The 12,254-nt window shown below is 43.8% G+C and carries 13 protein-coding genes; all 13 read right to left on the reverse strand.

Annotation, left to right across the window (positions count from 1 at the left end; all coding sequences use genetic code 11):
• Positions 1–13: 13 nt before the first annotated feature.
• Complete coding sequence (locus GTK07_RS17060; RefSeq protein WP_119648267.1) at positions 14–1,378, reverse strand: dicarboxylate/amino acid:cation symporter; 1,365 nt, start codon at positions 1,376–1,378, stop codon at positions 14–16.
• A 13-nt stretch (positions 1,379–1,391) separates the two neighbouring features.
• Entirely contained in the window at positions 1,392–2,453 is a 1,062-nt protein-coding gene (locus tag GTK07_RS17065) for a class I fructose-bisphosphate aldolase (protein ID WP_119648604.1), read from the reverse strand.
• A 99-nt stretch (positions 2,454–2,552) separates the two neighbouring features.
• Positions 2,553–3,566, reverse strand: a complete 1,014-nt coding sequence (locus GTK07_RS17070; protein WP_119648605.1) for a type II glyceraldehyde-3-phosphate dehydrogenase — start codon at positions 3,564–3,566, stop codon at positions 2,553–2,555.
• A 110-nt stretch (positions 3,567–3,676) separates the two neighbouring features.
• Positions 3,677–4,726, reverse strand: a complete 1,050-nt coding sequence (locus GTK07_RS17075) for an FAD-dependent oxidoreductase (RefSeq protein ID WP_147378286.1) — start codon at positions 4,724–4,726, stop codon at positions 3,677–3,679.
• Positions 4,727–4,762: 36 nt separating this feature from the next.
• Entirely contained in the window at positions 4,763–5,008 is a 246-nt protein-coding gene (locus GTK07_RS17080; RefSeq protein WP_163636414.1) for a heavy-metal-associated domain-containing protein, read from the reverse strand.
• A gap of 91 nt (positions 5,009–5,099) precedes the next feature.
• Positions 5,100–6,323: an SAM-dependent methyltransferase gene (locus GTK07_RS17085; protein WP_119648270.1), complete on the reverse strand. Its 1,224-nt coding sequence runs from the start codon at positions 6,321–6,323 to the stop codon at positions 5,100–5,102.
• 60 nt (positions 6,324–6,383) lie between these two features.
• Positions 6,384–7,754, reverse strand: coding sequence for a Na+/H+ antiporter NhaA (nhaA, locus tag GTK07_RS17090; protein WP_119648271.1), 1,371 nt, complete (start codon positions 7,752–7,754; stop codon positions 6,384–6,386).
• Entirely contained in the window at positions 7,747–9,162 is a 1,416-nt protein-coding gene (locus GTK07_RS17095; protein WP_119648272.1) for an NAD(P)/FAD-dependent oxidoreductase, read from the reverse strand. Before GTK07_RS17095 ends, nhaA begins: the two co-directional genes overlap by 8 nt.
• Positions 9,163–9,169: 7 nt before the next feature.
• Positions 9,170–9,646, reverse strand: a complete 477-nt coding sequence (locus GTK07_RS17100; RefSeq protein ID WP_119648606.1) for a universal stress protein — start codon at positions 9,644–9,646, stop codon at positions 9,170–9,172.
• A 57-nt stretch (positions 9,647–9,703) separates the two neighbouring features.
• Positions 9,704–10,177: a universal stress protein gene (locus GTK07_RS17105; protein WP_119648607.1), complete on the reverse strand. Its 474-nt coding sequence runs from the start codon at positions 10,175–10,177 to the stop codon at positions 9,704–9,706.
• Positions 10,178–10,205: 28 nt separating this feature from the next.
• Positions 10,206–10,712, reverse strand: coding sequence for a hypothetical protein (locus tag GTK07_RS17110; protein ID WP_119648273.1), 507 nt, complete (start codon positions 10,710–10,712; stop codon positions 10,206–10,208).
• A gap of 4 nt (positions 10,713–10,716) precedes the next feature.
• On the reverse strand, positions 10,717–11,433 hold the full coding sequence (locus GTK07_RS17115; protein WP_119648274.1) for a lycopene cyclase domain-containing protein: 717 nt from the start codon (positions 11,431–11,433) through the stop codon (positions 10,717–10,719).
• 5 nt (positions 11,434–11,438) lie between these two features.
• On the reverse strand, positions 11,439–12,239 hold the full coding sequence (locus GTK07_RS17120; protein ID WP_119648275.1) for an AlbA family DNA-binding domain-containing protein: 801 nt from the start codon (positions 12,237–12,239) through the stop codon (positions 11,439–11,441).
• Positions 12,240–12,254: the final 15 nt, after the last annotated feature.

Here is a 12,254-nt window from a genome sequence, read left to right on the forward strand (position 1 = left end):
TTTCTTTTAATAATTAAACAGTTGAATATTCCGTAGTTGTTTTTACATCGCTCTCTTTGGTTCCCCCTGGCTTATTTCCATAAAACCTATCGAATACCATGCAGGCCGTTAGGTCTCCGGTAACGTTGATCGCAGAGCGGAACATCCCGAGCAAGCGCTCGACCCCGATGATGATGATGATTCCTTCGGCGGGAATTCCTGCACTGGATAGTACAGAGGCCAAAATCACCACGCCACCACCCGGTATGGCCGGGGTTCCAATGGAAGCGGCGACTATGGTAACTACGACAACGATGACATTGAGAAGGCCCATTTCAAGGCCATAGGCCTGTGCTATGAACAAGGTCGTTATGGTCTGATAGAGGGCCGTCCCGTCCATATTCACGGTAGTCCCGATGGGGATTATGAAATTGCTGATGGAGGCATCCACCTTAAGTTCTTCCTCCGCTGTCTTTAGCGATAAGGGCATTACCGCGGCAGAGCTTGTTGTTGAGAACGCCAAAAGCTGTACATCCGTGATCTTTCGCAAAAATTTAAAAGGGTTGCTCTGGCCAAGTATGCTGACCAGCATGATGTAAATGCCGAGCAATATGAGCAATCCCATCAGTACCACGAGCACATAAAATCCCAGACCCGTTAAGGAGTTCAGGCCAACGCTCGACGTAAGCTGTGCCATTAGACCGAATACGGCGACCGGAACCAATAACATGGCCCATTTGACCACCGTCATACAGATTTCCTGTATGGCCCCTAAGAGCAATTTTACAGGTTTGAGCAGGTCGTCGGTCAGCGACAATACGGCGACCCCTATGATAATGGTAAAAATGACGATGCTCAACATTTCGCCACTTACCATGGAGGCCAATGGGTTTTCGGGCAGTAAATTGGTTATGGCATTCGGAATATCGTTTATTCCAAAGGATAGTTCCGAACTTTTGGCAGCGTCGGCCAATGCATTTGTATGATCGACTTCCGCCTGTTGGTGCAGATATTTTCCGGGGGAAAAGATCAGTGCAAGTACGGTGCCTATGGTTACCGATATAATTGTTGTCGATATGAAATATAAGAGTACGCCACCACCCAACCTTTTCAAGTTATCCTTATCGTTACTAGCGATACCTGTAATGATGGAAGCCACGATCAAGGGAATCATGATCATTTGCACCAGTTTCAGGAAGAGCATACCCGGCAGGGCCAGCCAATTTCCTAGAACATCGGCTGTGCTTTTGGTGATCCAACCGTTTTGGGGGCTTAACAACAGGCCGACCCCGACACCGAGGAACAAGGCAATTATAACCTTGAGCCACAGCCTATTTTCTACCAGTTTACGCAGGTAGTGGTTTAGGGATTTTAATGACTTTATTTCCGTATCGAGCATGCTTATATCTGTATTATGCCACTGTGATTCTTTTCTCAATGTAAACGCCCTGGACCGCATGTATCAATTCCACCCCTTCCTTAAAAGGCCTTTGAAAGGCCTTCCTTCCCAAAATAAGCCCGGACCCTCCAGCTCGTTTGTTTACGATAGCCGTTGTGATGGCCTCGGTCATATCGGACGCCCCTTTGGAACCCCCGCCAGAATTAATCAATCCAATTTTGCCCATAAAGCAATTGGCGACCTGTAAACGGCACAAATCGATGGGGTGTTCCGTTGTCAGGGTTTTGTACATGGCATCGTCATACTTCCCAAATTGAAGGTCTTTAAAGCCAAAATTTGTTGTGGGCAATTTTTGTTTGATGATGTCCGCCTGTATTGTTACTCCAAGGTGGTTCGCCTGCCCTGTTAGATCCGCGGCGGTGTGATAGTCCTGTTTATCCGTTTTGAAAGCATCGTTGCGGGTGTAGCACCACAAGATTGTGGCCATACCGAGGCTATGGGCCTCGGCAAAGGCTTCCGCAATCTCTTTCAACTGTCGATTACTTTCCTTGGATCCAAAATAGATAGTGGCACCAATAGCAACCGCGCCCATTTCCCAAGCTTCCTTGACTTTCCCAAAAAGGTTTTGGTCATAGGCATTGGGATAGGACAGGAGCTCATTGTGGTTGATCTTCACAATAAAGGGGATTTTATGGGCATATTTACGGGCATAGAGACCCAGCGCACCGAAGGTCGATGCCACCCCGTTACAACCCGCACCGATGGCCAGTTTTATAATGTTTTCCGGATCAAAATAATCGGGATTCTTATAAAAGGAAAAAGCGGCACTATGCTCAATCCCCTGGTCTACGGGAAGTATGCTTAAATACCCTGTATCCTTTAGATTGCCATGCCCGTACAATTGGGCAAGGCTTCGAAGCGTTTGTGGGCTTCGATTACTATTGACAAAAACTTTGGAGACAAAATCAGCATCAGGCAATTGTAGTTCATCCTTGGTGATCTTTTCGCTTACGTGGTCCAGATAGAAGGAAGCTTTGTCCCCTAATTGTTCCACTATATTTTCGTATGTTTTCATGTGTTTATTTTTTTGTTTTTCAACGGCCATATGTAACATCCATATAATCATTTCGTTGTGTGACAAAATTTTTGGTCATAGATGTTTCATTGTCCTTTTTTATCCGATTCCTAAACTTTCATTGGTCTTTTCGATGGATTTGTGCGCATCGGTCTCAATACCAGTAAGGGCCCGAATGGCGTCGATGGTCTCGGGGATTACGATCGCTTGATTGTCCACCACGTAGGCATAAAAAAGTTCATCGCCCACAACCTTGAGCATATCTTCCCAAAGTGCCACCTCGTACATGTCGCCCCATGGTCTGCCCATGTCCAAAAACATTTCCTTGATCGTGTTGTTGGAGACCAAGCCTTGGTCATAGTGTATCAATTTGATACGGCTCGAAGTTTTAAAGGCGTTGAGCACTTCTTCTTTAGATGCTTCTTTCTTTAGCTTCACGTTCCAATAATGCATATGGCTCAGGGTTTCGGGCACTTTTACCGCCGAGGTGATCACATCCAAATCCGGGTCGACACTTTGCGCATCGGGCCCTTGATGACTTGGGATGTCCTTTTCGGGCACCATGGTGTTCATTATACCTCCTAAATGGCTTTCCCATGGGTCGGTAGCCCTTCTTAATAATGTTCCCCGTGCATAATCCAATAAATCTGCCCTTTTTAAAGCGGTCAATGTTCTCAAGATTGATGTGGTATTACAGGAAACCACCCTTGTAGCATCAAGATTTACAGCGGATTTGTAATTGTTTTCCGCACTAAAGGAATGTCCTGTGGTCTGGTGCTTTTCGCCACCTTGAACAATGAACTTAATACCTTGTTTTTTATAGACCTCTACGTTCTTTGCCGCTATATTCTTCGGAGTGCAATCGACCACGAGGTCCACTTTGTCCAAAAGGTCCTGCAAGTTGCCCTTTACCGAAATGCCGGAAGCCTTCATTTGCTTTTCGGCATCGGTGGTGGCCGCATAGATATCATATTCCTTTCGCACGGCGTTCTGTATGCGCCAATCGTTGATGACATCGCAAACCCCGATAAGGTCCATATCATCTTGTACGTTGATGGCATCGGCCACTCTTTTTCCGATGACGCCGTATCCTACTAATGCTACATTTTTCATTTTTTTCATTTTAATTAATAATTACACTTTTTTGTTTTACGCCTATTTAAAGCCATTATCCCAAAGAATCGCCTTTATCGCTTAATTTTGGCATAAGGGCCTGTTATACTTTATGCTATTGTTCTTATCACTTTTTTGCTGATGGATCTGGACCTTAAAAAATATTTGCCCGCCTCTACCAATAAAGGCCTGAATTTTCCGGCACCGATCAAGGTGTACAAGATTTTGTTGTGCCTATTTTGCAACTTGATCAATTCATCGATTTCTTTACTGTGATACCTATTGTCCAGGATCATTTTCCCTATTTCCCCACCGCTAACAAGGGCCTGGTAAATGCCTTCGCCCGTCAACCTTGAAGCAAACCCGCCGGCATCACCTGCCAGATATATATTCCCTTCAAACCGATACCCTTTAAAATCCCCGTTTATTGGGAATGCCTCATATTTTCCGTCGCTTACGTCGATATGGTGTGTTTTGAGCCAAGCGGAAAAATTTTTTGTCAACCGTTTGGATGAAATTACTTTTGGGTTGCCCATACAACCGACCGATACAGAATTGTTGTGCGGAAAAATCCAGGCGTACCAGGCCGAAAACGATTGGGAATCAAAATAAACTTCCAGATCCTGATATTTGGTTTCGTTAATAATATACTGCATGGCGATTTCCGCCTTCCCTGAAGGCAATTTTAGGTACCTTCGTACCAACGAACTGGCCCCATCTGCCCCGACCAAATGGGCATAGCCTATTTTCCGGCCGTTCAGGACTACATATTCCTTTGTGATCCTTGAGACGGCACAGGCTGTCCTTACCTCGATATTGTCAAATTTCCCCAGTTGTTTCAATTGCCATTGCCCCAGTTCCTTGCGGTCTATGGTATAGGTAAAGTCCTCGTCATCTTTCAGATAGAACAGTTTGTTTTTGTGGTTCAGGTGGATTTTGTTGAAATTATATTCTATCAATTCGTCGGGAAGGTTCAAATTTTCTATGCTTTTGCCCGTTAAACCGCCCGCACAGACTTTGGGACCGACCACGTCGTTTCTTTCGGCAACCAATACCCTCAATGGGGTACCGCCGAGCTGTTTGGCACAATTCAGGCCTGCGGGCCCCGCCCCAACGATGATCACATCATATTTTTCCATATCCATATCCACTTTATTCACTTATCTGAATTTCATATTGGATTTTGATCAGCCACATCAGGAACCGCCAGATTTTTTTGGTTCGTTATCCGTGACGTTCCCGGCAACCCTATAGTTTCCCACTTTTGCCAAAGCGGACTGCAATTGTGCATTGCTTATTTCATGGTCCGTTTGTATAACCGCCTGTGGCGGGACCAGACTTACCGTTGCCGTTTTTACCCCTGCTACCTGCTTCAGGGCTTTTTCAACGGTTTGGGTGCACCCTCCGCAAGTCATTCCTTTAATTGCTACTTGTTGTTGCATAATCTTGACTTTTTAAATATTAATAATTCATTTTCTTGTTTTCATTTTGGTGTTCTTTATGTATTAGGATGTAAAGCCCAAATAACATCCACTATCGATTTCCAAATTTGTTACCGGGCATATCATATATATACTGCCGTGTTAAGGGCAATTGGTTATTGGCCCCTTTTGATAATAGTATTTGATGGACATCTATCTTGGCACAATGGAATGCCGAGGCGCAGGCGTTAAGGTAGAGCCGCCACATTCGTATAAACTTGGTGTCGAACATGGTCTCGATTTTATCCATGTTGCCCTCAAAGCGTTCTGCCCAATGCATAAGCGTTTTCATATAGTGTAGCCTTAAACTTTCTATATCAATGGTATGGAACCCCAGATCTGCGGCTAGGTACAGTTCTTCCCTCAACGATGGTATGTACCCGCCCGGAAAGATGTACTTTGCAATAAACCCATTAACTTCCGTTTCCAACATATTCGTAATATTGTGCAATAAAAACAGGCCGGTTTCGTGCAGTACGGCGTTCACGTTTTTTAAATAGAGGGGCAAATTGGCCTTCCCTACGTGTTCGGCCATACCCACACTGACCACACGGTCGAACTTGAGGCCGGTTTTTTCCAGATCCCTATAGTCCATTAATTTTACGGCCACCAGGACCTGCAGGCCTTCGTCCTTGATCCGTTCTTGGGCTTTTTTTAGCTGCTCTTTGCTTAGCGTAATGCCCAGCACCCTTACTCTGTATTTCTTTGCAGCTTCGATGGCCAGGAATCCCCAACCACAGCCAATGTCCAATAAGGTTTGCCCTTCCCTAAGGTTGAGCTTTTTCAGTATATGGTGTATCTTGTTCATTTGCGCATCGTACAAGTTGTCCGATCCCGTTTTAAAATAGGCACAGGAATAGCTCATGGTCGGGTCCAGCCATAGTGCATAAAAATCGTTGCCTATATCATAATGATGGGCAATGTCGCGTTCCGATTTCCTTTTTCCAGCAGGGCTGCATTTCCCCAACATGCCCAATAATTTGCTTTCGTTCAAGAAGCTCTTATTACGGCGCATGATACTTTCCACGATTTCCTGTAGATTGCCTACCAGCTCGATATCACCGGTCATATAGGCTTCGCCCAAGGCGGTGCTGGGGTCGGCAAACAATTCTTTCTTGCCGGGAAAGTTATGGATGATGATTTTGAATTTGGATTCCCCTTCCCCGATCTCATGGGTTTCCCCATCCCAGAACACAAGCGTGAATGTTTGGTCGCTTATGTTTTTCAAAAAGGTTTTTATAAGTACCTTGTCTATTGTTTTGGTCAGTGTCGTCATATTTTTTGCCTATTTACTCGATAATCGAGATTTAAATGCTCCGAGGCTTGCCTCGATATGTTAAGTCGTTTCCTTACGAATGCCTCGTGGGCTTGCCCCGAGGTTGTTTACTTTTAGCAACTTTTTACCGCTTCTGTGTAATAATAGAGTACCCATTACCCCTGCTATCATCGAAGCGAATAGGATGCTTACCTTGGCCGTAAATATTAGGGACTCGTCCGTGAAAGCCAATTCATTTATAAACAATGACATTGTAAAGCCTATTCCTCCAAGAAAGGCCACACCATAAATCATGTTCCAATTCACGTTTTCCGGTAGTTTGGCCAGTTTAAATGCGACCAGCAGTCGTGAAAAAGCGGTAATACCGATAAATTTTCCAAAAATCAGACCTAGACCAATCCCCAAACTAACGGGACTGGATAGTACTTTCAACAAATCTCCATGAAGATGTATTCCGGCATTTGCCAAAGCGAACAAGGGAAGAATGACGAAGCTCACTATTGGGTTTAAAGTCCTTTCCAATTTTTGAAGGGGAGTCTCCGCCTCAGAACTTATAGTCTTGATATCCTCCAATATCTCCAATTGCGTTTTTGAGATAAGTGTTCCCTTTATAGACTTGGTTTCTTGAAATCTCTTATGCAAACGGTCTAAACGCTCTAAAAAGGTATTCTCCTTAATTTTTACCCTACCAGGAATGGCAAATGCCGTCAGAATCCCGGCAATGGTTGGATGTACCCCTGAAAAAAAGAAGGCCAGCCAAACACCACCGATACCAATGATGGCATAGAACCAAGTGCTTCTCACTCCAGCATAATTGCCTATAATCAAAGCTCCGAAGAACAATAGCCCATGCAGTAAATCCATCTCGGATATACCGGAAGTATAAAATAGGGCAATGACCAAGACGCCTCCCAAATCATCCACTATCGCCAACGTAATAAGAAAAACCCTTAAAGAGGCTGGCAGTCTTTTGCCGACAAGGGCCAGGACCCCTAGAGAAAAGGCAATATCCGTGGCCATGGGAATGCCCCAACCATTAGAAGCTTCGCCCGAGCTATTGAACATAAAATAAACAAGGGCAGGAAGTACCATGCCACCTATAGCTGCACCAATAGGTAGCACCGCATCCTTTGGGGATGAAAGTTTACCACCGATTATTTCACGTTTCAGCTCCAGACCTACTTGTAGAAAGAAGAGGGCCATCAAACCATCGTTGATCCATAACAGCAGTGGCTCCGATAGCTGAAGACTGCCAACGGTAAAGGCAATATCAGTTTGCATTAAGTCGATATAATATTCCTTCCACGGCGAATTGGCCCAGACCATTGCGACGACGACCGTGATAAAGAGAACAACACCACTGTTATTGAGTTCTTTGGCCGTGCTGCCGAAGAATTTAATAATGCTGTTATTTGTATGGTGTTTAGACATCAATACTGGATTTTTTTGTGTTTACATCCTTTTCCAAATGATTTTCGGAATTATCCTTTGTTTGAGTTTTCGCAGTAGTATTAAGTTTGAAATTCCTAATAATTACCCTATTGCTCTTTTCATAGGAAAAATAGCTTACGGCCCAATTGAAACCGACCAATAACTTGTTTCGAAACCCACTAATGGATAACAGGTGTACGACCGACCACAGCAACCAGGCAAAATAGCCGGCAAACTTTAGTTTACCTAAATCTGCAACAGCCTTGCGCTTACCAACGGTAGCCAAAGAACCCTTGTCCTTATAGCTAAATAACCCTATTGGTTTATCATTGATGATCCCCATCAATGTGCAGGCAAGGTATTTTCCCTGTTGGATGGCCGCCTGTGCTACCTGTGGGTGGCCTTTTGGGGTCTCTTCGGAAATCAGGGCGGCAATATCCCCGATGGCATAAATGTTTTCTTGACCGTCTACTTTCAAATAAGCATCGGTTTTTAAGCGATTTCCCTTCACTACATGCCTCTCATCGATACCCTTTGGGAAGTCCCCTTTTACACCTGCCGTCCAAATTAAGTTCTTGGCCAAAATCGTCTTCCCACTTTTGGTTTGTACGATCCTACCATCATAATTGCTAACGGACTCTTTCAGCAATACTTTCACGTTTAGATTTTCCAAATAGGTTAGGGTTTTTGAAGAAGCTTTGTCGGACATCGCCACAAGTAGTTCGTCCATAGCTTCTACCAAATAAATGTTCATTATGGAGGAAGGGTACTCGGGATAGTCCTTTGGAAGGATGTATTTGCAAAACTCCGCCAAGGCACCTGCCATTTCCACTCCGGCGGGGCCGCCGCCCACAATCACAAAATTCGTGAGGGCATCGCGTTCCTCATCATCGCATGTAATCGCGGCCTGCTCCAAGTTTTGCAGCATCATGTGGCGGATATTTAGGGAATCTCGGATATCCTTCATGCCCAAACTATTTCTTTCCACTTCTTCCATACCAAAGAAGTTGGTCTTTGTTCCCGTTGCCAAGACCAGATAATCGTAGGTAAGGTTGCCTTTGTCCGTTATGACAGTATTGGTGGAGGCTTGAATTTCCTTTACCTCGGCCAGCCTGAAGCTCACATTCTTATATCCCTTAATTTGTTTTCTAAAAGGGAACACAATACTATCGGGTTCGAGGCCGCTAGTGGCTACCTGATAAAATAAGGGTTGGAATTGATGAAAGTTGTTGCGGTCGATCAGTACCACCTGAACATCTTTATTTTTCAGCCCTTCCACCAATGCCAGACCGGCAAAGCCCCCTCCAACTATGACTACCCGTGGCAACCTAGAATTTGGCAAGCAGATTACTTCCGTTACTTTGCATGTATGATCGTCGATACCGTTTAACATTTGATTCTGTTTCATTCACTTTTTACCGGTTATTTTTCTCTTTCGAGTCGCGTTTCCGTACTATCATGACGGAACAGCCGGCATGCGTTGCCAAGGACTGGGAAACCGAGCCAAGCAGAAATCTGGAAAATGCACCATGACCCTGCGACCCGACTACGATTAAATCGGCATCAAAGGCTTCCGCTTTTTCCAAAATTGCACTTTTGGGAAGGCCATTGACCACCGCTGTTGTTATAGACAATGCGCTATTATTGTCACTTAATGATTTTGAAGCTTCATTAACAAGATCTTCTGCCATTTTCCTTGTATCGAATATGGCTTCTTCATAATAGTTGCCAAGCGTGCCACCAAATGGTAGGACGCCGGGAACAGACGACATGGGATTTTCGGACACATTCAAAATACATACTTCGGTACCCGCAGGCAACGGCAGCGCTGCAAGTTCATCTATGGCGACTTTACTAAAGTCAGAACCATCTATTGCTAATACTATTTTCATGATTTGTCTTTTGGATGATACACTGTCTTTCATTTTTCAGCTTATAACCAATATTTATTATTGGTCCTTCTTGTTCATTCCGCGATTTCGTACAATCATGACCGAACAGCGGGCGTGCATTGCCACCGACTGGGAAACCGAGCCGAGCAGAAACCTTGATACCGCCCCGCGACCTTGTGACCCTACAATTATTAAATCTGCGTTAAAGGCTTCTGCCTCCTCCAAGATCACATTTTTAGGCCACCCGTTCACAACTGCTGTTGTTACCGATAGTCGGGGATTTTTTTCTCGTAACATCTGGACCGCCAGGTCAACGATTTCTTCTGTTGATTTTTTTGCTCGGGACAAGGCCTCTTCATAATAATTACCAAGCCCTCCGCCCATGGAAACTACTCCCGGAGCGGCCACAACAGGACTCTCAAAAACCGATATGATACGAACTTCGGTATCTGACGGCAACGGTAGCGCCGCAAGTTCATCTATGGCCGTCTTACTAAAATCAGAGCCATCTATGGCCAATACTATCCTCATAACTTGAAATTTTATGAATAAAGGCTTTCTATCCTTTATTCTTATTAATAAATGTTTGGGCATCTTCTTGAGAAGTGAAATAATAAACACTTCCGCTGTTTTTATCCTGGACAATAATTGCTAAAGCTTTATCAACTTTTTTATTGTTAAGTGGATTGCTTCCGAAGCGGACATCATCCAGGTTTTTCTGTAACTTTTCAACACAATTTTCACAACATCCGTAATAAGTAGTTCCGTTGGCTTCAATAGGTATTTGGGACACACCCATATATCGGTCGTTGACCATACATACTTTTTCGTTGGGAACGATTTCATAATTTTCGGATGGCATAATGGCTTCATCTGCTGTTAGGGATGTTTCAACAGTTGGCTGGATTTTACTTTCAGCCACTTTCTTTTTCTTGTTGGAACAGGATAGAAATAATATTGAAAACAATAAAAGGATGAATGTACCAATGGATAATTTTCGCATTGGATTTTTAATGGTAATGCCTTGGGTAGTATTGTTTTTCCTATGTGATGGAATAGGTTTCATAGTGTTAATTTTTTAGTGGAATTATAATTTCAGTTTGAATGAGTTTTCGCCAATAGAGGTGTTCGTATAATCCTGACCAGTACATCCCAAAAGTGAAGGCAAATAATAATTCTTCAATGGGGATACCCAAAACAAGGATATGGGTCAGATTTTCTAGGTTCCAGAACAATTCTACATAATCGGGATAGAACGGAAGTATACTTCCAAAATAAACAAAGTACAATGCCGTGAACAGAAACCCACTTATCCAGATTTTGGTCTTTAGGTCCGGACGGCAGTAAAGCGTGGCAATTCCACCTAAAAACATGGCCAATATTCCACAGTAGATATGATTCAAATGCGTGAACAGCGCCAACACCAAAAACGCAAGAACTGGGACGAAAAGAATGTATATGTGAAGTCTGTGCATGGCATGTTTGCGCTCAGTGTGCGGTATTTCAACATACCTTCGCTTAAAAATTAGATTGTACAGTACCGTGCCTATACCTCCGATGGCAAAAGAGAAGATTAGGCTTTCGATATCGAACCCTGTCCTTATCGCCAAATCAAAAAGGGACGGCGGATGCCAATATTCAGGAACGAACAAAGGTTCTGTAAGCCCGAAGGGCATGGTTATCCAACTCATCTTCAGCATTTCTCTTCGAGAATCTTTCTTCATTAGATAGACCACGCCCCAGAGGGCTAGAATAATAAGGGACCATATGAACCAGACATATTGCATAATTTTTACGTTTTTTGGGTTTTTAAATAATCCACGGTTTCTTTTACGGTCAAGGGATATGTAGCATTACCGGTGCGCACGTAAAAGGTCGTGTCCGCACCATCGTTAACGTAAACAGGGTCTTTGGATGGTTCAATGTCTATGACACATATTTCCTTTTCATTGACGACATAAAAGGAAATATGATTGCTGAAACAGGCTTCATGGCCCAGTTGAGTGGATATAATCCTGTAGACCTCCCGCTCGTAGCCATCCCTGTTTTTATGCTTGAGTGTCTTAAAATCCTTTTCCAGGCCCAAAACGCTTCCATCGTCATCAACACCAATAATTAGTTTGCCGCCTTTCGCGTTCATAAAACCTACAATGGTCTTGGCAATGGCCAGTTCCAGTTCGCGGTTGGTGGTTTTCCTAAAATAATCATAGCGGATGGATGACTTAAATTCTACCCGTTCATTCTCGCCGGCATTTACAAGGGCTGCAATATCCTGTTGCAGAAGGCGCTGTTGTGTACCAATAAGTTCATTTTTCTTTTTAAGGATTATCCAAAACAAACCAGAAATGGTTCCCAGAAGTGCCCCTAATAAAGCCAGTAATCCACCCATACCCCGCATATCTAAGGTAAATGATTCAAAAATGCGTTCTTGCAACACTTCTCGAAATAATGAAAATGAAAAGGTCGTATTGCTAAATTCAAACCAATAGAGCACCATGGTAAAAGGATGGACAAGGAAATAGAAAATACCTGTTCCCACGAGTGCATGAATGAATATGGTCCCTATTTTTGATGTAGTCCTTTTAACTTTCATTGGTCGTTTTCCTTA

Source organism: Flagellimonas sediminis, assembly GCF_010500845.1.
Classification (GTDB): Bacteria; Bacteroidota; Bacteroidia; order Flavobacteriales; family Flavobacteriaceae; genus Flagellimonas; species Flagellimonas sediminis.